The sequence below is a fragment of the Pseudomonas sp. genome, assembly GCF_050739995.1.
Classification (GTDB): domain Bacteria; phylum Pseudomonadota; class Gammaproteobacteria; order Pseudomonadales; family Pseudomonadaceae; genus Aquipseudomonas.
In genome coordinates this window covers 1-22,273 of record NZ_JBOICG010000432.1, presented here as the reverse complement: position 1 = coordinate 22,273, position 22,273 = coordinate 1, and the positions used below count along the sequence as shown (strand labels likewise).

The 22,273-nt window shown below is 60.7% G+C and carries 18 protein-coding genes; 8 read left to right on the top strand and 10 right to left on the bottom strand.

Features of this window, described 5'->3' with window-relative positions:
* Positions 1-63 precede the first annotated feature (63 nt).
* The gene (locus tag ACRESD_RS14340; RefSeq protein ID WP_431751510.1) at positions 64-807 is read left to right on the top strand and encodes a YkgJ family cysteine cluster protein; all 744 of its coding nucleotides are present in this window, start codon (positions 64-66) and stop codon (positions 805-807) included.
* Here the strand turns inward: ACRESD_RS14340 and ACRESD_RS14335 are convergent.
* The 3 genes from ACRESD_RS14335 to ACRESD_RS14325 form a co-directional block, all read right to left on the bottom strand.
* Positions 777-2,378 carry a methyl-accepting chemotaxis protein gene (locus ACRESD_RS14335; protein ID WP_431751509.1) on the bottom strand — a complete coding sequence of 534 codons (1,602 nt, stop codon included), beginning with the start codon at positions 2,376-2,378 and terminating at the stop codon, positions 777-779. The two genes, ACRESD_RS14340 and ACRESD_RS14335, sit on opposite strands and share 31 nt — an antisense overlap.
* A 107-nt stretch (positions 2,379-2,485) precedes the next feature.
* Positions 2,486-3,274, bottom strand: coding sequence for a transporter substrate-binding domain-containing protein (locus ACRESD_RS14330; protein WP_431751508.1), 789 nt, complete (start codon positions 3,272-3,274; stop codon positions 2,486-2,488).
* Between the two features lie 170 nt (positions 3,275-3,444).
* A complete protein-coding gene (locus ACRESD_RS14325) occupies positions 3,445-3,678 on the bottom strand; it encodes a hypothetical protein (RefSeq protein ID WP_431751507.1) in 234 nt (77 codons plus the stop codon).
* A 214-nt stretch (positions 3,679-3,892) separates the two neighbouring features.
* Here ACRESD_RS14325 and ACRESD_RS14320 point away from each other — a divergent pair, with 214 nt between their 5' ends.
* The 7 genes from ACRESD_RS14320 (at position 3,893) to ACRESD_RS14290 (ending at position 15,011) form a co-directional block, all read left to right on the top strand.
* The gene (locus ACRESD_RS14320; protein WP_431751506.1) at positions 3,893-5,059 is read left to right on the top strand and encodes an efflux RND transporter periplasmic adaptor subunit; all 1,167 of its coding nucleotides are present in this window, start codon (positions 3,893-3,895) and stop codon (positions 5,057-5,059) included.
* Positions 5,056-8,151 (top strand): multidrug efflux RND transporter permease subunit, encoded by a 3,096-nt coding sequence (locus ACRESD_RS14315; RefSeq protein ID WP_431751505.1) that lies wholly within the window; start codon positions 5,056-5,058, stop codon positions 8,149-8,151. The genes ACRESD_RS14320 and ACRESD_RS14315 overlap by 4 nt, the downstream gene beginning before the upstream one ends.
* 31 nt (positions 8,152-8,182) lie before the next feature.
* Positions 8,183-8,875, top strand: a complete 693-nt coding sequence (locus ACRESD_RS14310) for a heavy metal response regulator transcription factor (protein ID WP_431751504.1) — start codon at positions 8,183-8,185, stop codon at positions 8,873-8,875.
* Positions 8,865-10,229, top strand: a complete 1,365-nt coding sequence (locus tag ACRESD_RS14305; protein ID WP_431751503.1) for a heavy metal sensor histidine kinase — start codon at positions 8,865-8,867, stop codon at positions 10,227-10,229. Before ACRESD_RS14310 ends, ACRESD_RS14305 begins: the two co-directional genes overlap by 11 nt.
* Positions 10,230-10,533: 304 nt before the next feature.
* Positions 10,534-11,856: an OprD family porin gene (locus tag ACRESD_RS14300; protein WP_431751502.1), complete on the top strand. Its 1,323-nt coding sequence runs from the start codon at positions 10,534-10,536 to the stop codon at positions 11,854-11,856.
* 86 nt (positions 11,857-11,942) lie between these two features.
* Positions 11,943-13,436: a sensor domain-containing diguanylate cyclase gene (locus ACRESD_RS14295; protein ID WP_431751501.1), complete on the top strand. Its 1,494-nt coding sequence runs from the start codon at positions 11,943-11,945 to the stop codon at positions 13,434-13,436.
* Between the two features lie 84 nt (positions 13,437-13,520).
* Complete coding sequence (locus ACRESD_RS14290; protein WP_431751500.1) at positions 13,521-15,011, top strand: diguanylate cyclase; 1,491 nt, start codon at positions 13,521-13,523, stop codon at positions 15,009-15,011.
* Positions 15,012-15,098: 87 nt separating this feature from the next.
* Here ACRESD_RS14290 and lpxC read toward each other — a convergent pair whose 3' ends face one another.
* From lpxC to ACRESD_RS14255, 7 genes are all read right to left on the bottom strand, one after another.
* A complete protein-coding gene (gene lpxC / locus ACRESD_RS14285) occupies positions 15,099-16,010 on the bottom strand; it encodes a UDP-3-O-acyl-N-acetylglucosamine deacetylase (protein ID WP_003171886.1) in 912 nt (303 codons plus the stop codon).
* Between the two features lie 112 nt (positions 16,011-16,122).
* Positions 16,123-17,319 carry a cell division protein FtsZ gene (gene ftsZ / locus ACRESD_RS14280; protein ID WP_248748837.1) on the bottom strand — a complete coding sequence of 399 codons (1,197 nt, stop codon included), beginning with the start codon at positions 17,317-17,319 and terminating at the stop codon, positions 16,123-16,125.
* Between the two features lie 81 nt (positions 17,320-17,400).
* The gene (ftsA, locus tag ACRESD_RS14275) at positions 17,401-18,663 is read right to left on the bottom strand and encodes a cell division protein FtsA (RefSeq protein ID WP_431751499.1); all 1,263 of its coding nucleotides are present in this window, start codon (positions 18,661-18,663) and stop codon (positions 17,401-17,403) included.
* 15 nt (positions 18,664-18,678) lie between these two features.
* Positions 18,679-19,548, bottom strand: coding sequence for a cell division protein FtsQ/DivIB (locus ACRESD_RS14270; protein ID WP_431751498.1), 870 nt, complete (start codon positions 19,546-19,548; stop codon positions 18,679-18,681).
* Between the two features lie 4 nt (positions 19,549-19,552).
* Positions 19,553-20,509 (bottom strand): D-alanine--D-alanine ligase, encoded by a 957-nt coding sequence (locus ACRESD_RS14265; protein WP_431751497.1) that lies wholly within the window; start codon positions 20,507-20,509, stop codon positions 19,553-19,555.
* Positions 20,506-21,951 (bottom strand): UDP-N-acetylmuramate--L-alanine ligase, encoded by a 1,446-nt coding sequence (murC, locus tag ACRESD_RS14260; protein WP_431751496.1) that lies wholly within the window; start codon positions 21,949-21,951, stop codon positions 20,506-20,508. Before murC ends, ACRESD_RS14265 begins: the two co-directional genes overlap by 4 nt.
* Positions 21,944-22,273, bottom strand: a 330-nt coding sequence (locus tag ACRESD_RS14255; RefSeq protein ID WP_431751495.1) for a glycosyltransferase, incomplete at its 5' end; no start/stop codon positions are given. The genes murC and ACRESD_RS14255, both read right to left, overlap by 8 nt.

The window sequence follows — 22,273 nt, the reverse complement described above, 5'->3', positions numbered from 1 at the left end:
TAGAGGTAAAAACCCGTCACCGTTCCCGTGTGCCCTCTGACCTTGCCTGGTGACAGATCCGCCATGAACACTCACTTTTCCTGCGTAGGTTGCGGCAAATGCTGCAGCGACCATCACGTCCCCTTGACCCTCGACGAAGCCCGACAATGGGCGGCGGACGGCGGTCATGTCATCGTTCTCGTCGAAGGTTTCCTGGCCAGCGGCCTGGGTTTGCCACTGCAGCAACGCGAACACGCCGAGCGCCGTTCGGTGGTGGTGCCCAGCGGCAATGTCGAGGCCTTTGTGGCAATCACCTTCGCCGCCTACAACGCCGGGCGCTGCCGGAATCTTGACGAAGACAACCGTTGCCGCATCTACGAGCGCCGGCCGCTGGTGTGTCGTATCTACCCGATGGAGATCAACCCGCATATTCCGTTGAACCCGGCCGCCAAGGATTGTCCGCCGCAATCCTGGGAACAAGGGCCGGCCCTGATCGTCGGGGGTGAGCTGATGGACCCGGAGTTGGTCGAATTGATCCGCCGCTCGCGCCAGGCCGACCGCGATGACGTGCAGACCAAAGAGGCGGTGTGTGCCTTGCTCGGCATTCGCACCACAGCGCTGAAGGGGGATGGATTTACCGCCTACTTGCCGGACATGAATGCCTTTGCCCAGGCGCTTGAGCTGGCGGTTGATCGGCCGTCCGTGGCCAATGAGTGGGTGTTTCATGTGTCCGGGATGGATATCGCCGAACAGGTATTGGATGCCGGTGCGCAAATCGCAACCGAAGTGCCGGCCAACTACGCCTTCATCTCCTTGCGCGCCACCTGACTGCGGCGGCCCCAGAACTCCTGCGCCAACTGACGCAGGTCTTCCGCCAGCGCCGCCACATCGCCTGAGCTGAGTTGGCTCTGCTGCCCGGCGCTGACCGTGGCTTCACCAGCGTTGCGGATGTTGACGATATTGCGGTTGATGTCCTCACTGACGGCGCTTTGTTCCTCCACAGCCGTCGCGATCTGCTGGCTCATGGCCGTAATCTGGTTGACCCGTTGGCTGATACCGTCCAACGCTGCCGCTGCCCGCTGCACGTGTTCGACACTGGCGTCGACATGCTCGCTGCTATGGCTCATGGCCTGCACCGCATCGCGGGCGCCGCCCTGCAGTGTGCTGATCATGCGCTGGATTTCATTGGTCGATTGCTGGGTACGTTGCGCCAGGCCACGCACTTCATCGGCGACCACGGCAAAACCACGTCCCTGCTCACCCGCTCGCGCAGCTTCAATCGCCGCGTTAAGGGCCAACAAGTTGGTCTGCTCGGCAATCGTACGAATCACATCCAGCACACCGCTGATGTCCCCGCTGTGGCCTTCCACCTGATGAATCACCTCGGTGGCGCGTGCCAGCTCCTGGGACAAGCGCAGCACCGCATCGCGGCTTTCACCCACACGTTGATGTCCCTCGCGGGTTTCGCTGCCGGCCTGGTCCGCCGCCCTGAAGGCCTCCAACGCATGGCTGGCGACCTCGGCCACACTCGCGGCCATCTGGTGGATCGCCGCCGCCACCTGGTCGGTCTGGGCTTGCTGGCCAAGGGTACTGGCGTGGCTGCTGTCCAACTGCTCGACCAGGCTGGCGGCATGCCCCGACAGGCGCTGTGACGCATCACCGATCCGCCCGACCACCGCACCCACCTGGGCTTCGAGCATTTGCAGGGCAAACTCGATCTGCCCGCACTCGTCGTGGCGACCGGTGTAGATCGCCTGGCTCAAAGGGTTGTCGGCGATCAAGCGGGCGCGCTGACTCAACTGCGCCAGCGGACGAGCGATCGTCCTGACCCCGACAATGCCGATTGCACACCCGCCCACCAGCCCCATTAACTGCCATGCCAGCGAGTAGGTCGCCAGGCCCAGGCACAAAGCCCCAGTCACCGCGCCAGTGCCCGCCACCCATGCCGACAGTTTTACGCCCATACCGAGGGCAGGCAAGGCCTGACGCTTACCCGCTCGCAACTGCGTGTAGGCACGCTCCGCCACCGCCACACTGCGCGCATCTGGCTTGGTGCGCACCGACTGATACTCCACGGCGATCCCATCCCGAGTGACCGGGGTGACATAGGCGCTCACCCAATAGTGATCGCCGTTCTTGCAGCGGTTCTTGACCATGCCCATCCATGAACGGCCGCGCTTCAAGGTCTGCCACATATGCGCAAACGCCGCGGGTGGCATATCCGGGTGGCGCAGCAGGTTGTGCGGCGAACCGAGCAGCTCATCACGGCTATAGCCGCTGACGTCAATGAAGTCTTGGTTGGCGTAGGTAATCGCGCTGGTCAGGTCGGTGGTCGAAAGAATGTTGGCGTCGGGGGCAAAGTCCACATTTCGACCGGTGACCGGCAGATTGATCTTCATGGATAAGCGCGCTCGTAATTATTGGAGGAGTCGGCAGGGCGTCGACTCTAAGCGCACCAATGGGGTAAAGATTGATCCAGCTCATGTTCCGCGCAATTAATTAGCCATCATGGGCAGGAATGCAGCGCGTTAAGACGGTAAGGCGCAAGGATGCGTTGGTATTCACCGTTCTGCATCAGTTGCTCAAGCGCATGATTGAGTTCACTGAGCAACGCCGTATCGGTTTTGCGCATCGCAATCGCTACGCTGTTGCCCAACAGATCCGCTGAGACAACGGGGCCGACAAAATCGAAATCCAGGCCATAAGGCGTGTCGAGCAGTGCTGCGCGAATTTCCGCCGAGCCTTGCAGGGTCGCATCAATATCGCCCTCGACCAGGCTGCGAACCAGTTGGTCATTGAGCCAGAAGCTCTCGATGATCACCCCCGCCGGCGCCCACTGCGACAGGGCAAAGGCTTCACGATTACTCTTTACCAATACGCCGACACGCTTACCCTTGAGCGACCGTCGGTCAGGGGTCAAGCCCGATGATTTACGAGCCACCAGGCGGGTAGTGATCGGGTAGAGGTCATCGGTGAAGCTCACCCACTGGCGCCGGGCCAGTGTCGGTGCCATACCCATGATTGCGTCGAATTGTCGGGCCTCGAGAGCGGGGAAGTTTTCCATGACCACTTGGTCAACCCAGGTGCAATGCACATTGAGCTGCACGCATAGGGCGTTGCCCAGTTCAATATTCAGCCCCACCAACTGGCCTTGCTGATTGCGGCTTTGAAAAGGAGGAAAATGGGCGGCGACAGCGAAGCGGATTTCGCGTCGGGGTTGATCACTGGCAGTTGCAGTACTGAACATGACGAACAGCGGTAACACGGCAAATGCAGCACAGAGCTGTTTCAGCATCCGGGGATATCCTTTCCAGAAAAGCCTGCCTCATCCCACCTCCGCCCCAGCAAAACAGCTGGGGTGGCGTGGATACTGTGCAAGCTTTCAAGAAAGGTCCGCGGGCCTACAATACGAAACTTCATCTATTGCCGTAGGCAATGATCGGTATTACTCGCGAATTTTTACTCTTAACGTTTACCCATCGAACGGCGAGTCCCTGGCGGTGCCATGCCTGGCGTCTTGGTATGGCCGTTCTTGACGCCGCCCTTGTACCAAGGCTGGCTGGCATGCTTGGCCCCGGCCAGTTCACCCGGTTTGAAAGGGAACTTGAACGCCGGGATCTCGGCCTTTTCAGCGCCGTCGGCGGTGGCCGAATCGACGAGGTCGGCCGCTTCAACTGGGGGTTGGGTCGGGGAAGTCATGGAAGCTCCGGAGCGGGCAAAAAATGGAGGGAGGCCGACTTGCGGGCCACACAGGCGCGCAGTATACCTGCGGCCCCTCTTTCTTTAACTACTGTCGTACGAATGGTCGGACCTTAACTGACAGCCCTGTCAGACAGCGGTCACCTTGCTGACCCGGTCAGCGGGCTATAAAGGAGCTCTCATTCTTCCGACCCTTTGCCCTGGCGCCTCACCTATGCAAATAAAACGAAACACAGCCCTGATGGTGGGCGTCCTTTTGGTGCTGGCGGTTGCAGCCTGGGCATTGACCCGGCCAGCCAAGACCAAACTGGCCGCGCCGGTCGCCATTCCGGTGCGTGTGGTGAGCGTTGCGCAACAGGATGTACCGCGCTTTGTCAGTGGCATCGGCTCGGTGTTGTCGCTGCACAGTGTGGTGATTCGCCCGCAAATCGACGGCATCCTTACCAAACTGCTGGTCAAGGAAGGCCAGTTGGTCAAGGCCGGAGACCTCTTGGCAACCATCGATGACCGCTCTATCCGCGCCAGCCTGGACCAGGCCAAGGCCCAACTGGGGGAAAGCCAGGCCCAGCTGCAAGTGGCATTGGTCAACCTCAAGCGCTACAAGGAACTGAGTGTCGACGACGGTGTATCCAAGCAGACCTATGACGAGCAACAAGCCCTGGTCAACCAGCTCAAGGCCACCGCGCAAGGCAACCAAGCCGCGATTGACTCGGCTCAAGTACAACTCTCCTACACGCAGATTCGCTCACCGGTCAGTGGCCGCGTCGGTATTCGCACCGTGGATGAAGGCAACTTCCTGCGCATGAGCGACACTCAAGGTCTGTTCTCCGTCACCCAGATCGACCCGATTGCCGTTGAATTTTCCCTCCCCCAACAAATGCTGCCGACCCTGCAACGCCTGATCGCCGCGCCAACCCAGGCCAGTGTCGATGCCTACATGGGCGCCGACACCGACGGCCAGACTGGCGACCTGCTCGGCGAAGGCCACTTGAGCCTGATCGATAACCAGATCAGCTCCACCACCGGCACCCTGCGTGCCAAGGCCGAATTCAACAACGCCTCTCAGAAGCTGTGGCCGGGGCAACTGGTGACCATCAAGATCCAGACCGCCGTGGACAAGAACGCTTTAGTGGTGCCGCCAACCGTGGTGCAACGCGGCCTGGATTCGCACTTCGTGTACCGGGTCGCCGGTGACAAGGTGGACATGGTGCCCGTGCAAGTGGCCTATCAGAACAGCGACATCAACATCATCAAGGGCGTGCAGGTCGGGGATGTTTTGGTCAGCGACGGTCAGTCACGACTCAAGGCGGGGGCCCTGGTGGAGGTGCTCAAGGAGCCACCGCAGGTGATCCAGCCCACTGACGTCAAGGTGCAGCCATGAGCGGCAGCCGTTCACCTTCGGCGTGGTGTGTTGACCACCCGGTCGCCACCCTGCTGCTGACGTTCGCCCTGGTACTGCTGGGGCTGATTGCCTTCCCACGCCTGGCCGTTGCCCCACTGCCGGAAGCGGAGTTTCCGACGATCCAAGTCACCGCCACCCTGCCCGGCGCCAGCCCGGACACCATGGCGTCGTCGGTCGCAACGCCCTTGGAGGTGCAATTCAGCGCCATCCCCGGCATGACACAAATGACTTCCAGCAGCGCCTTGGGCTCAAGCCTCCTGACCCTGCAATTCACCCTGAATAAAAGTATCGATACCGCCGCGCAAGAGGTACAGGCGGCGATCAACACCGCATCCGGCAAACTGCCCAGCGATATGCCAAGCCTGCCGACCTGGAGAAAGGTCAACCCGGCGGACAGCCCGGTGCTGATCCTCAGCGTCAGTTCCGACAGCATGCCCAGCACCGAGCTGAGCGACTATGTGGAAACCTTGCTGGCCCGCCAGATCAGCCAGATCGATGGCGTCGGCCAGATCAACATCACCGGCCAGCAGCGCCCGGCGATTCGCGTTCAAGCCTCGCCAGACAAACTCGCCGCCATCGGCCTGACCCTCGCCGACGTACGCCTGGCCATCCAGCAGTCGAGCCTGAACCTGGCCAAGGGCGCAATCTACGGCGAGAACAGCGTGTCGACCCTGTCGACCAACGACCAGCTGTTTCACCCGGACGAATACGGCCAACTGATCGTTTCCTACAAGAACGGCGCACCGGTTCAACTGCGTGACATCGCCAAAGTCATCAACGGCTCGGAAAACGCCTACGTGCAAGCCTGGTCGGGCGATACGCCAGGGGTCAACCTGGTGATTTCGCGCCAGCCCGGCGCTAACATCGTCGAGACCGTGGACCGTATCCAGGCCGAACTGCCGCGCCTGGAAGGCATGCTGCCGGCTTCGGTCAAGGTCAGCGTCTTGACCGACCGTACCAAGACCATCCGTGCGTCACTGCATGAAGTGGAAGTGACCCTGCTGATCGCCATCCTCTTGGTGGTGGCGGTCATGGCGCTGTTCCTGCGGCAGTTGTCGGCGACGCTGATTGTGTCCAGCGTGCTCGGCGTGTCGCTGATCGCCAGTTTCGCGTTGATGTATGTACTGGGGTTCAGCCTGAACAACCTCACCCTGGTGGCGATCGTGATTGCCGTGGGCTTTGTGGTGGACGATGCCATCGTGGTGGTGGAGAACATCCACCGTCACCTTGAAGCAGGTCTCGACAAGCGCGAAGCCGCAATCAAGGGTTCCGGCGAGATAGGCTTTACCGTCGTGTCCATCAGCTTCTCGCTGGTGGCGGCGTTTATTCCGCTGTTGTTCATGGGCGGAGTGGTCGGGCGGCTGTTCAAGGAGTTTGCGCTGACAGCCACCTCCACCATCCTGATTTCGGTGGTGGTGTCACTGACCTTGGCGCCGACCCTGGCCGCACTGTTCATGCGCGCACCGACCCACCACGCCCACGACAAGCCGGGCTTCAGCGAACGATTGCTGGCCGGCTATGCGCGCAACCTGCGCCGCGCCCTGGCTCATCAGCGCAGCATGGCGACGATCTTCGTGGTGACCTTGGCCCTGGCCGTAGTCGGCTATGTATTTATCCCCAAGGGTTTCTTCCCGGTCCAGGACACCGGCTTTGTGCTCGGTACCAGTGAGGCGGCGGCCGATGTGTCGTACCCGGACATGGTCGCCAAGCACAAGGCCCTGGCCGAGATCGTCAAGGCCGACCCAGCGGTGGAAGCGTTTTCTCATTCGGTGGGTGTGACCGGCAGCAACCAGACCATCGCCAACGGCCGCTTCTGGATTGCCTTGAAAGACCGGGGTGATCGCGATGTGTCCGCCAGCCAGTTCATCGACCGCATCCGCCCGAAACTGGCGAAAGTGCCGGGTATCGTGCTGTACCTGCGCGCCGGCCAAGACATCAACCTCAGTTCCGGCCCCAGCCGCGCCCAGTACCAATATGTGCTCAAAAGCAACGACGGCCCGACGCTGAACACCTGGACCCAGCGCCTCACCGAAAAACTGCGCGCCAACCCGGCCTTCCGCGACCTGTCCAACGACCTGCAACTGGGCGGCAGCATCACCCACATCAGTATCGACCGCCAGGCCGCCGCCCGCTTTGGCCTGACCGCCACCGATGTCGACCAGGCGCTGTACGACGCCTTCGGCCAGCGCCAGATCAACGAGTTCCAGACCGAGATCAACCAGTACCAAGTGGTGCTGGAACTGGACACCCAACAACGCGGCAAGGCCGAGAGCCTGAACTACTTCTATCTGCGCTCGCCGCTGACCAACGAGATGGTGCCGCTGTCGGCGCTGGCCAAAGTCGACGCGCCCAGCGTCGGGCCGTTGTCCATCAGCCATGACGGCATGTTCCCGGCCGCCAACCTGTCGTTCAACCTGGCGCCCGGCGTGGCCTTGGGTGATGCGGTGATCATGCTCAATCAGGCCAAGAATGAAATCGGCATGCCCTCCACGCTGATCGGCACCTTCCAGGGCGCGGCCCAGGCCTTCCAGAGCTCGCTGGCCAGCCAACCGTGGCTGATCCTCGCGGCGCTGGTGGCGGTCTACATTATCCTGGGTGTGCTGTATGAGAGTTTCGTACACCCGCTGACGATCATCTCCACCTTGCCTTCGGCGGGCCTGGGCGCGTTGATCATGCTGTGGCTGTTGGGCCAGGACTTTTCGATCATGGCGTTGATCGGCCTGGTGTTGCTGATCGGTATCGTCAAGAAGAACGGCATCCTGATGATCGATTTCGCCCTGGAAGCACAACGCGTGCGCGGGCTGCCACCGCAAGAGGCGATCTATGAAGCGTGCGTCACGCGGTTCCGGCCGATCATCATGACCACCCTCGCCGCGTTGCTCGGTGCAGTGCCGTTGATGCTGGGCTCCGGCCCGGGTGCGGAACTGCGTCAGCCGCTGGGCATAGCAGTGGTCGGCGGCTTGCTGGTGAGCCAGGCGCTGACGCTGTTCACCACGCCAGTCATATACTTGTACCTTGAAAAGTTTTTCCACCGGCCCAAACCAGCGCTTGAGCTGGCGACCACACATTGAGGCTGAGGCCCCGCCCTGGAGCAAAAGGCTCATGCGCGTTCTGATTATTGAAGATGAAGAAAAAACCGCAGACTACCTGCACCGTGGCCTGACGGAGCAAGGCTACACCGTCGATGTGGCACGCGAAGGCGTCGAGGGTTTGCACCTCGCGCTGGAGAACGACTACGCCGTGATCATCCTCGACGTGATGTTGCCCGGCCTTGATGGCTTCGGCGTATTGCGTGCCTTGCGCGCGCGCAAGCAGACGCCGGTGATCATGCTCACCGCCCGCGAGCGCGTGGAAGACCGCATCCGTGGCCTGCGCGAAGGTGCCGATGATTATTTGGGCAAGCCGTTTTCGTTCCTGGAACTAGTGGCGCGCCTGCAAGCGTTGACCCGCCGGAGTGGCGGGCATGAGCCGGTACAGGTCACCGTCGCCGACCTGTGGATCGACCTGATCAGCCGCAAGGCCAGTCGCAACGGCCTGCGCCTGGACCTGACGGCCAAAGAGTTTTCATTGCTCAGTGTATTGGCGCGGCGCCAGGGGGAAATCCTGTCCAAGACCGCGATTGCGGAAATGGTCTGGGACATCAATTTCGACAGCGACGCCAACGTGGTGGAAGTGGCGATCAAACGCCTGCGGGCCAAGCTCGACGGGCCATTCGAACAGAAGCTGCTACATACCATTCGCGGCATGGGGTATGTGCTGGAGAGTCGCGCCCTGGAGAGCCAAAGTGGCGGCTAATTCCATCGCCTTGCGCCTGAGCGGCATGTTCACCCTGGTGGCGCTGCTGATCTTCATGCTGATCGGCGGCGCGCTGTACCAGCAAGTCGACCGTGGCCTGGGCTTGCTGCCCGGCGCCGAGCTGGACGCGCGCTACAGTGTGCTGGAATCCTCGGTGACACGCTTCGGCACGCCGGACCATTGGGCGAAGATCACCGCCAAACTCAAGCTGTTGGGTGAAGAAGACAAACGCATTCGTTTTTGGGTGGTCAGCAGCGATCCCAATTATGAATACGGTCAACCGGATGCACAGATTCGCGCCTTCGCCGCCGGCCCCACCGGCAAGCGTGACCTGCGGCTGCCGGGGCATGAATACCCGTTCAAAGTACTGGTGAGCCAGTTCCCGGCTAAAGAGCAACGTCCGCCTTTGCGCTTCATGATTGCCATCGACACCGAAAACTTCCGCGCCACCCAACATCAGTTGTTGATTGCCCTGATCGGCCTGGCCTTTGTCGGCGTGGCTTTGGCGGCGTTGCTGGGATTCTGGGTATCGCGCATCGGGCTCAAGCCCTTGGGCAAACTGTCGGATGAAGCGCAGAAGCTCGCGCCGCCAAAATTGTCCGGGCGCCTGCAATTGTCACCGCTGCCGCCGGAACTGAGCCAGTTCGTCAACTCGTTCAACTCCACCCTCGACCGTGTGGAGCAAGCCTACTCGCGCCTGGAGTCGTTTAACGCCGACGTGGCCCACGAACTGCGCTCGCCGTTGACCAACCTGATCGGCCAAACCCAAGTCGCGCTCACGCGGGGGCGTTCGGCGGAGCATTACTTCGAGGTGCTGCAGTCCAACCTTGAAGAGCTCGAACGCCTGCGCTCGATCATTAACGACATGCTGTTCCTGGCCAGCGCCGACCAAGGCAGCAAGGCGACCAAGCTGATTGAAAGCTCATTGGCCGATGAGGTCGCGACCACCCTCGATTACCTGGACTTCATCCTCGAAGACGCCCAGGTCAAGGTGCAGGTCCGTGGCGATGCCCTGGTGCATATCGAAAAGGCCCACCTGCGCCGTGCGCTGATCAACCTGCTGGGCAATGCGGTACAACACACCGCGCCGGGGCAGGTCATCGAGGTGAATATTGAACAGCAGGCGCATCAGGTAACGATTGGGGTAACCAACCCTGGCGATGAAATTGCCAGCGAGCACTTGCCACGCTTGTTCGAACGCTTTTATCGAGTGGACGCGTCACGCAGTAACAGCGGGGCCAATCATGGGTTGGGGCTGGCCATCGTCAAGGCGATTGCGCTGATGCACGGTGGCGATGTGTTCGTGCGCAGCGAGGGCGGCGGCAATACCTTTGGCATCACCCTGCCCGTCTGAATCTTAAGAACACCGCCAGCAAATGTGCAGCAGCCAAACCTCATACTGTTGCGATTTGGGCAACAGTCATTATCTTGTTACACTCTATATCGCACCGCTCACCTGCGTTACTTTGACGCACCGATGAGCGCGACGGCAAAGACAGCTTCCCGCTCACCCGAATTTCCCTCGACTTTTTTCCAGGGCTCTACACTGGGAATCTGTCTTAAAGCCGCTGACTTCAGCGGCTTTTTTTTGCCGTAAAAAAGGCCAGGCACACACCCACGACATTGGCCGTTAATGATTGACCAAAGGAGCTCCACCGGTGAAAACCTCGCTGACGTTCACCCCGTTATTCCTCGCCATCGCAGCAACGATCGTCCCTCTCGCCCAAGCAGCAGACACCACCCCCACCGACGGTTTCGTTGAGGGCTCACACCTCAACATCAACACCCGCAACTACTACATGAACCGCGACCGTCGCGACATTCACACCGATGACAGCAAGGAATGGGGCCAGGGTTTTATCGGCACGTTCGAGTCCGGCTACACCCAGGGCACGGTCGGTTTTGGCCTGGACCTCAATGCCATGCTCGGCCTCAAACTCGACGGGGGCGGCGGCACCGACGGCTCCAGCATCCTGCCTTACGGCAGCGGCAACGGCAAAGCGCCGGGCTCGTTCTCCACTGCGGGCGGCACCTTGAAAATGCGGGCGTTCGACACCGAGCTGAAAGCCGGCGATTTGTTCCTCAATAACCCGGTGATCGCCGGCGGCATGACCCGCATGTTGCCGCAGACCTTCCGTGGCGTGAGCCTGACCAACCACAGCGTCGACGGCTGGATGCTTGAAGGCGGCCAGGCCAGTTTCACCAAGCTCTATAACCAGAGCGGACACCGCCGTATCGGCACCAGCTACGGTACCCTGCCGAGTCACGCCGACAGCCAGCACCTGAACTGGGCCGGTGTGTCGTTCAGCGGTATTCAGGGCCTGACCAGCAACCTGTACGCCTCCGAACTCAAAGACGTTTGGCACCAGTACTACTACGACCTGGACTACACCTACGCGCTGAACGACCTGGTCAGCCTCAACCCGGGCCTGCACTACTACCACACCCAGGACACCGGACAGGCGTTGCTGGGCAACATCGACAACAACACCTACAGCCTGCATTTCACCGTGGGCATCGGCCACCACAGCGTCACCGCCGCCTACCAGCGGGTCAACGGCAACACGCCGTTCGACTACATCACCCAGGGCGACAGCATTTACCTGGACAACTCCCAGCAGTACTCGGACTTCAACGGGCCCAACGAGCGTTCGTGGAAACTCAAGTACGCCTATGATTTCGCGGGCTGGGGCCTGCCCGGCCTGACTTCGGCCGTGTCGTATATCAGCGGCAAGACCGACCTGACCAAGGTCGATCCCAACAGCCGTGGCTACAGCGCCTGGTACAGCGCCGACGGTAAAGACGCCAAGCACTGGGAACGGGACATCGACCTCAAATACGTGGTGCAGGGCGGCAAGGCCAAGAACCTGGCCGTGCGTCTGCAATGGGCAACCAACCGCGGTGGCAACGGCTACTCGGCGGTCGATCGGGATGTGGATGAATACCGCGTGATCGTGGATTACCCGATCAACGTGTTCTAACTCGCTGATCTTTCTTGTTAACCAATCATTTAATTTTCATCGCGTAGAACTAAACTGCCAGCATTCTCCTTGTTGAAGGCTGCGCGATGAGCCAACCCCGCATTCGTACCCTGCCCGCACGTCCAGAGCTGCTGCTGATGATGGGCAGTGGTCTCACCGTCATCCTGATCGTGGTCATCGTCGCGGCGTTGCTAAGCCGCGAACACGCCAGCACGTTGCAGGCGGCCAAGCGCATGACCACCAATATCACCCAATTGATTAATGCCGATGCGCTGCGCAACGTCGAGCTTTACGATCTGGCATTGCAGGGTTTGATCGCGGCTACCTCGCGCAAGGAACTGACGCAGATGCCTGCTGATATTCAGCACCTTGTGCAGTTTGATCAATCCAACGCGGCCCCCTTCAAGGGCGAAGTGCTGTTGCTGGATGCCGAAGGCACGGTATTTGCCGACTCCTCGACACTGCGGCCGACGCCGCGTAACTTTGCCGATCGCGATTACTTCCTGGCACAGAAACAGAACCCTCAAGCGGGGCTGTTTATCAGCTGCCCCTTCAAGATCCGCTGCGACTGCGATCAAGTGTGGCGCATTGCATTCAGCCGACGTGTCCCGGGACCCAATGGCGAGTTTGCCGGCGTGGCGGTGGCGACCATGCGCCTGGCGTATTTCGATCAGCTATTCAATCGCCTCACCATCGGCAATAGCAGCAGCGTCAACCTGATGAACACCCGGGGCATTCTCCTGGCCCAGCAGCCGCTGCTGGAAAGCGACATGATCAACAAGGACCTGAGCGACCGCCCGAATTTCAAGCGCATACTGGGCCAAGGCGAAGGCAGCTTCCAGGCCATTTCCGCCGTCACCGGCACGGAGCGCTTGTACACGTTTACCGCTGTGGGTGATTTGCCGCTGATCGTGGTGGTGGCCCTGTCCAGCGAGGATGTGTTTGCCCCTTGGAAACGTGCCGCACTGCTGACCAGTGGCGCCACCGGTGTACTGTGCATCGGTTTGTTATGGCTGACCTGGATGCTGCGCCGGGAACTGCGCCGTCGCTATCGCGCCGAACAGGTGCTGTCGGAACTGGCCGCCACCGATGCCCTGACCGGCCTGGCCAACCGTCGCACCCTGGACCAGCGCCTGCGCCTGGAATGGGACCGTGCGCAGCGCTCCACCGAGCCGCTCACCCTGCTGATGATCGACGTCGACCACTTCAAGGACTTCAACGACCGCCATGGCCATCACGGTGGTGACGAGGCGCTGCGCACGGTTGCCCAGGTGATCGGCGGCAACATCCGGCGCCCGGCCGACCTGGCGGCACGCTACGGTGGAGAAGAGTTTGCGGTGGTGCTGCCGCATACCGACGTCAAAGGCGCCTGGGTCATTGCTGAACATATCCGCAGCAGTGTCGAGCACCTGCCACGGGTGGCAGGCGCCGAGCAGCCGATTACCGTGAGTATCGGCATGAGCACCTGGGATAAAGGCCACCGTCTCTCGCTGGAAGCATTGTTGCTGGGTGCGGATCAGGCGCTTTACGAAGCCAAGAACACCGGGCGCAATCGGATTGTGGACGCCGCCGTACTCTGACCTTGATCACCCATCAGCAACCTGTACCCTGCCAAGCCCTACAAGTACTACGCTATTGGCATCCAGGAATCAGAAGTAAGCCCGATGAGCCCGAGCCTCTCACGCCCTACACGTCGCCCGGAACGTTTGCTGATCCTGGGCAGCGTCTTCACGGTCATGTTGATCGTGGCGATCGTCGCCGCCTTGCTGATTCGAGAGCACGGCAACACCCAGCAGGCTGCAACACGCACGGCGAACAACATCACTCAACTGATCGAGGCTGATGTACTGCGTAACGTCGAGCTTTACGACACGGCACTCAACGGCCTGATCGCCGCCGCCCAACGCAATGACTTGCAGGGCGTTTCAGCGAGCATCCGCCACCTGGTGCTGTTCGACCGCTCGGCCGCGGCGCCGTACAAGGGCGACATTCTGCTGCTGGACGCTGATGGAGGGGTCATTGCCGACTCCTCGTTGCTCATCCCCAAGACCGGCAACTTCGCCGACCGCGACTATTTCCAGGTGCATCGCGCCAACCCCGATCTTGGCTTGTATATCAGCCGCCCGTTTTCCGCGCGCTGCGTGTGCGACGACCAATGGCGCATCGCGTTCAGCCGCCGCCTTTCCGCGCCGGACGGCAGCTTCCAGGGCGTCGCGGTCGCCTCCATGCGCCTGTCGTATTTCCATCAATTGTTCAGCAGCCTGAATATCGGCAGTAACAGCACCATCAACCTGATCAACCACCAAGGCATCTTGCTCGCGCAGCAACCGATGCTGGAGATGGACATAGTCGACAAAGACCTGAGCCAACGCCCGAACGTGGCGCGCATGCTCAAGGAGCGGGACGGCAGCTTTCGTGGCATCTCCAGTGTCGACCATCAGGAGCGGCTCTATACCTTCTCCACGGTCGGCAACTTGCCGCTGATCGTGGCGGTGGCTTTGTCTACCGACGAAGTCTTCGCCCAATGGAAACGTGCGGCCGTGCTGATCAGCCTCGCCACGGGGTTGCTGTGCATCGGTCTGCTGTGGCTGACCTGGATGCTCAGCAAGGAACTGCGCCGCCGCCATCACGCCGAACGGGTGCTGTCAGAACTGGCAGCTACCGACGCCCTGACCGGCGTGGCCAACCGTCGCACCCTGGACGAACGCCTGCGCCTGGAGTGGGACCGCGCGCAACGCACCACCGAACCGCTGACGTTGCTGATGATTGATGTCGACCACTTCAAAGCCTTCAACGACCGCCATGGCCACCACGGTGGTGACGAGGCACTGCGCACGGTCGCTCAGGTGATTGAAGACAACATCCGCCGACCTGCCGACCTGGCGGCCCGCTATGGCGGAGAGGAGTTTGCGGTGGTATTACCGCATACCGATGCCAAGGGCGCCTGGGTGATTGCCGAGCATATCCGCAGCAGTGTCGAGCATTTGCCACGGGTGGCGGGTGCCGAGCAGCCGATCACCGTTAGCATCGGCATGAGCACTTGGGAAAAACGCAGTCGTTTGTCGCTGGAGGGGTTGTTGCTCAGTGCGGATCAGGCGTTGTATGAGGCCAAGCATACGGGGCGCAATCGAATTGTGGATGCCACGACTCTTTGAATGTGGGACTGCATTTAAAATGAGAGCCGGCATAAAAAAAGGCCACCCGAAGGTGGCCTTTCAAAACTAAAGAAAGAGAGTTGTTACTTACACCGCCGCAACGGGACGCATGTAAGAGATCGGTGCGGTGCTGGCATCTTCGAAGGTCACGACTTCCCAAGCGTCTGTCTGCTCAATCAACTTGCGCAGCAGCTGGTTGTTAAGGGCGTGGCCCGACTTGAAGCCTTTGAACTCACCTATCAGGCTATTGCCCAGCAGGTAGAGGTCACCGATTGCATCGAGGATCTTGTGCTTCACGAATTCGTCTTCATAGCGAAGGCCGTCTTCGTTCAGTACACCATCCGCGTCGACCACAATGGCGTTTTCCACGCTACCGCCGAGTGCGAGGTTGTGCTTGCGCAGGTACTCGATGTCACTCATGAAACCAAAGGTACGGGCGCGGCTGACTTCTTTTACGAACGAAGTGCTGGAAAAATCCACGCTTGCACTTTGGGTGCGGTCACGGAATACCGGGTGATCGAAATCGATCTCAAAGCTCACTTTAAAGCCTTCGAACGGGACGAAGGTGGCGCGCTTGTCGCCGTCTTCTACTGTCACTTCCCGCAGAATGCGAATGAACTTCTTGGCTGCGTCCTGTTCTTCCAGGCCGGCAGATTGAATCAAGAATACGAAGGGTCCAGCGCTGCCATCCATGATAGGGACTTCGGACGCGGAGAGCTCGACGTAGGCGTTATCGATGCCCAGGCCAGCCATGGCCGAGAGCAAGTGCTCCACCGTGTCCACTTTGACGTCACCGTTGACCAATGTGGTCGACATGGTGGTTTCGCCAACGTTTTCCGCGCGAGCAGGAATCTGCACCACAGGGTCCAGGTCGGCACGCACAAACACGATGCCGGTGTCGACAGGTGCAGGCTTGAGGGTCAGGTATACCTTCTCCCCGGAGTGCAGACCTACACCTGTGGCACGAATAATATTCTTCAGGGTGCGTTGTTTAATCATGGCTTGGACCGCTTCAGCGCAAATTGCGAACTGGTATCAACAAAGGCTGGCGATAATAGCAGACCAGACCTTTGCTGAACACCAATCACCTTCATAGCCCTGATACATTCCATTAATCGGCCTGACGACGCAAGAATGCCGGGATGTCCAGGTAGTCCAGATCATCTTGCGGATTCAGGCTACGGGACGCCGCAGCACCGGCCTGGGCCTGGTTGCGCATCACGGTCGGACGGTCCAGATCACGGTAGTTCACCGACGGCAGTTCCTGGCGAGCAGGTGCTGGAGCGGCGGCCGCCTGGCTGGCCTGGCTGTTGTGCAGGGTGTTGTCGATCACCTTCACAGGCTTCTCGATTTTCGCACCCAGGCCGGTAGCAACCACGGTCACGTGCAGTTCATCACGCATGTCCGGATCGATCACGGTACCGACTTTGACCATGGCGTGCTCGGAGGCGAAGGCTTCGATGATGCTACCCACGTCGGAGTACTCACCCAGGGACAGGTCAGGACCGGCGGTGATGTTCACCAGGATGCCGCGTGCGCCTTGCAGGTTCACGTCTTCCAGCAACGGGTTGCGGATCGCCGCTTCAGTGGCTTCACGTGCACGGTTCGGACCGCTGGCGCAGCCAGTGCCCATCATCGCCATGCCCATTTCGCTCATCACGGTACGCACGTCGGCAAAGTCGACGTTGATCATGCCTGGACGCTTGATGATGTCGGAGATACCGCGAACGGCACCGGCCAGTACATCGTCAGCCTTGGCAAAAGCGGACAGCAGGCTTGCGTCCTTGCCCAGGATGGTCAGCAGCTTCTCGTTGGGAATGGTGATCAACGAGTCGACGCTTTCAGACAGCAGACGGATGCCTTCGTCGGCGATCTGCATGCGCTTGCGACCTTCGAACGGGAACGGACGGGTCACGACAGCGACCGTCAGAATGCCCATTTCCTTGGCCACTTCGGCGATGATCGGCGCAGCACCGGTACCGGTACCACCGCCCATGCCGGTCGTGATGAAGACCATGTTGGTGCCTTGCAGCACTTCAGCGATACGCTCGCGGTCTTCCAGGGCGGCTTGACGGCCGACCTCCGGGTTGGCGCCAGCGCCGAGGCCCTTGGTCACGGCTGTGCCCAGTTGCAGGATGGTCCGCGCGCCAATGCTTTTCAGCGCCTGGGCATCAGTGTTGGCGCAGATGAATTCAACGCCTTCAATGTTGCTCTTGACCATATGGTTGACAGCGTTGCCGCCGCCACCGCCGACACCGATCACTTTGATGACCGGGCTTGCGGGGATGTTGTCTACGAGTTCGAACATGTTCCCTCTCCTTTCATTTCTCTAGTTTTTTCGCCTACTGCTTACAACGGTGTTGCGGTGTGTCGGTGTTGCGGTAAATCGTTAGAAATTGCCCTGTACCCAGCTTTTGATCCGATCCAGCAACGGCGCTTTCTCATCATCATCGCTGCGGTAGCTGTCACGAATGCTCGGGCCCGACAGGGAAATGCCGTCGGTCTGCTTCTGCAGCCCGTACAACAGCAAGCCCACGCCAGTGGAATAAATCGGGTTGCGCACGACGTCGCCCAGGCCCTTGACGCCATGGGGCACGCCCAGGCGCACCGGCATGTGGAAGATTTCCTCGGCCAGTTCGACCGCGCCTTCCATCTTCGAGGTGCCACCGGTCAGCACGATGCCGGCCGGGATCAAATCTTCATAACCGCTGCGACGCAGTTCAGCCTGGATCAACGTGAACAGCTCGTCGTAGCGTGGCTCGACCACTTCAGCCAGGGCCTGGCGCGACAGTTCGCGCGGTGGACGGTCGCCCACGCTCGGCACCTTGATGGTTTCACCGGCACCGGCCAGCTTGGCCAAGGCGCAGGCGTAGCGGATCTTGATTTCTTCGGCGTACTGGGTGGGTGTGCGCAACGCCATGGCGATGTCGTTGGTCACCTGGTCGCCGGCAATCGGGATCACGGCGGTGTGACGGATCGCACCCTCGGTGAAGATCGCGATATCAGTGGTACCGCCGCCGATGTCCACCAGGCACACGCCCAGTTCTTTTTCGTCGTCGGTCAGTACCGAGTAGGCCGAAGCCAGTTGCTCAAGAATGATGTCGTCGATTTCCAGGCCGCAGCGGCGCACGCACTTTTCAATGTTCTGTGCGGCGTTGACGGCGCAGGTCACCACATGGACCTTGGCTTCCAGACGTACGCCCGACATACCCAGGGGCTCGCGAACGCCTTCCTGGTTGTCGATCACATAGTCCTGCGGCAGGGTGTGCAGCACGCGCTGGTCAGCCGGGATCGCCACGGCCTGGGCGGCGTCGAGGACGCGCTCAAGGTCGGCCGAGCTGACTTCGCGATCGCGGATCGCCACGATGCCGTGGGAGTTCAGGCTGCGAATATGGTTGCCGGCCACGCCGACGAACGCCGAGTGGATCCGGCAACCGGCCATCAACTGCGCTTCTTCGATGGCGCGCTGGATCGATTGCACGGTGGACTCGATGTTCACCACCACGCCCTTCTTCAGGCCCCGGGACGGATGCGTGCCAATACCGACGATCTCGATAACGCCGTCTTCCCCGACCTCGCCCACCAGCGCCACCACTTTGGAGGTGCCGATATCGAGACCGACGATCATTTTGCCGCTTTGCACGTTTGCCATGGGTCCTGCCTCTTCTTAATTCTTCGCGACAGCGGGTTTGGCTGTCGTCGGCGCAGCTGGTTCACGCCAGCCGACGGCCAGGCCGTTGGCGTAACGCAGGTCGACGCTCGCAATGTTCGTAATCTGTTCTTTCAAGGTTTTGTCATAGATGGCAATAAAGCGGCGCATCTTTTCCACCAAGCGGTCGCGTCCCAGCAACAACTCGATGCCCGGGCCGGAACTGCCTGCCCCGGTCGTCAAAAACCAGCTGCCCCGCTCACGCAATTCCAGGCGTGCGATGGAGAAGCCCAGTGGCCGCAGCATCTGGCTCAATGCCTGGTACTGCTGCATCACTTGCTGCTGTGCCCGCTGCGGTCCGAACAACTGCGGCAGGTGCTCATAGTTGGCCACTTCACGCGGCGCGAACGCCTGGCCCTGGTTGTTCAACAGGGCGCCATCGCCCCAGCGGGCCACGGGCAGTTGTTCTTCCAGGCGGATCGTCACCTGGTCCGGCCATACACGGCGGACTTCGGCGTGGGCGATCCACGGCATCTGTTCCAGCTCCGAGCGCATACCGGCCAGGTCGATGGTAAAGAAGCTCGCCGCCAGGTACGGGCCGATGCGCTGCTGTACCGCTTGCTGGCTGATGTAGCTCAAGTCGCCCTGCACACTGATCTTGGTGATCGGTCGGTCGGCATACGGCAACAGGCGCTGGGCGCCCTCGTAGGTACCGAAGCCCAATACCACCAGCAGTACCGGCCAGAACAGCGCCTTGAGGAAACCAAAATTGGCTTTCGGCAAACGCACCGACATCGGCTCTTTAGCCACCATTCGGCTGGCACCCCGTGGCACCGGCTTGCGGCTCGGTACTGGTGGGGGCTGATGACGAAGCGATGCGCCTTTCATGTTCTTAGCCTCTTGGCTCAATGCTTGCGGCCAGAATCGCCAGCACCAACTGCTGGAAATCCAGACCGGCAGCACGGGCTGCCATAGGTACCAGGCTGTGATCGGTCATGCCGGGAGCGGTGTTGACTTCCAGGAACCAGAAGTTCCCTTGGTCATCCTGCATCACGTCTGCCCGCGCCCAACCCGCGATACCCAGTGCCTCACAGGCTTTCGCCGTGAGGTCCATCAATTCCTGTTCCTTGGCTGCGTCGAGGCCACATGGGATCCGGTACTGAGTATCGGATGCCAGGTACTTGGCGTCGTAGTCATAAAAGGTGTGGGGCGTGCCCAATGCGATAGGCGGCAATACCTGGCCACGCAGGGTGGCGATGGTGTACTCGGGACCCTGGATCCACTGTTCCACCAACACTTGCGAATCGTAGGTACTTGCCGCTTTCCATGCGTCGATCAATTCGGCGGCCGAGTTCACTTTGGCCATGCCGATACTGGAGCCTTCATGGGCAGGTTTGACGATCAAAGGCAGGCCCAGTTCCTTGGCTGCGGAAATACAATCGTCTTCGCTGCACAGAACACTGTGACGCGGGGTTGGAATACCCAGGCTGTGCCACACCTGCTTGGTGCGCAACTTGTCCATGGCCAATGCCGACGCGAGGATGCCACTGCCGGTGTAAGGAATGCCGACGCACTCCAGCAAGCCCTGCATGCTGCCGTCTTCACCGCCACGGCCGTGGAGGATGATGAAGGCGCGGTCGATTTTCTCGGCCTGCAGGCGGGCGAGGAAATCATCGCCCACATCGATGCCGAAGGCATTCACACCTGCGCTTTGCAGCGCTTCAAGCACAGCGTTGCCGGACTTGAGCGACACTTCGCGCTCAGCGCTTTTACCGCCGAACAGTACAGCTACGCGACCGAAGTCGGCCGGTGTGATTGTCGAGAACAGGGAACCGTAGTCGTTGATCATTTCGACTTCCCCTTCGCGGCAGCAAACAGCGGGCTCGCCAACAATTTAGGGGCAAGGCCACCAATGTCACCGGCGCCCTGGCACAGCAAAATGTCACCCGCACGCAGCAGCGGCTTGACGATCGGCGCCAGGTCCACACCGCGCTCGATGTAGATCGGGTCCAACTGGCCACGTTGGCGGATGCTGTTGCACAGCTTGCGGCTGTCAGCGCCCGGGATCGGTTCTTCACCGGCCGGGTAGACCTCCATCAACAGCAACACGTTGGCATCGGCCAATACATTGACGAAATCGTCGTACAGGTCGCGGGTGCGGCTGTAGCGGTGTGGCTGGTAGACCATCACCAGGCGGCGCGTAGGCCAGCCACCACGTACGGCCTTGATCACGGCAGCGACCTCGGTCGGGTGGTGACCGTAGTCGTCCACCAGCATCACGTCACCACCGTCTACCGGCAGTTGGCCGTAGACCTGGAAGCGACGGCCCACACCGGCAAAACGCGACAAGCCTTCAACGATGGCCTCATCGCTGACGCCCTCGTCAGTGGCGATGCAGATGGTCGCCAGGGAGTTCAACACGTTGTGGTTGCCCGGCATGTTCACCGACACATCCAACGGCTCACGGTCGGGACGCAGTACGGTGAAGAAGGTTTGCATGCCTTCCTGGCGTACATTGATGGCACGTACGTCAGCGTCTTCGCTGAAGCCGTAGGTCACGGTCGGACGCTTGACCAGCGGCAGGATTTCACGCACCACCGGATCGTCGAGGCACACCACGGCCAAGCCGTAGAACGGCAGGTTGTGCAGGAACTCAACGAAGGTCTTCTTCAATTTGTTGAAGTCGCCATCGTAGGTCGCCATGTGATCCGCATCGATGTTGGTCACTACAGCGACCAGTGGCTGCAGGTGCAGGAAGCTGGCATCACTTTCGTCGGCTTCGGCGATCAGGTAACGGCTGGTGCCGAGCTGTGCATTGGTGCCGGCTGCATTCAGTCGGCCACCAATCACGAAAGTCGGGTCCAGGCCACCAGCGGCGAACACCGAGGCGATCAGGCTGGTGGTGGTGGTCTTGCCATGAGTACCGGCAACGGCGATGCCGTGGCGATAGCGCATCAGCTCGGCCAGCATCTCGGCGCGTGGCACCACTGGAATACGGCGTTCAAGGGCAGTGGCCACTTCCGGGTTGGAGGTGTTCACGGCACTGGAAACCACCAATACGTCAGCCTCGGCAGCGTTTTCGGCACGGTGGCCAATAAAGATCTGCGCACCGAAGGACTTCAGGCGGTCGGTGACCGGCGACTCTTTCAAGTCCGAACCGGATACCTGGTAACCCAGGTTCAGCAACACCTCGGCGATACCGCACATGCCCACGCCGCCGATACCGACGAAGTGGATGCGACGGATACGGCGCATTTCCGGTTGTGGCATGGCTTTCTGATTCTCAACCATGGGCCACCTCCAGGCAGATATCGACCACGGTGCGGGTTGCGTCAGGTTTGGCCAGGCGGCTTGCGGTGCTCGCCATGCTGTTGAGTCGTTCCGGTTGCATCAAAACCTCGGTCAGGCGTGCGGCCAAATCGGCGGCGCCAGTCGTTCTTTGCGGCAGCAGGAAGGCAGCGCCCTCCCCGGCCAAATATTCGGCGTTGCGGGTCTGGTGATCATCGATGGCGTGGGGCAAAGGCACCAGCAACGACGGCAGACCGGCGGCAGCCAATTCACTGACAGTCAGCGCACCAGAGCGGCAGACCACCAGGTCGGCCCAGCCATAGGC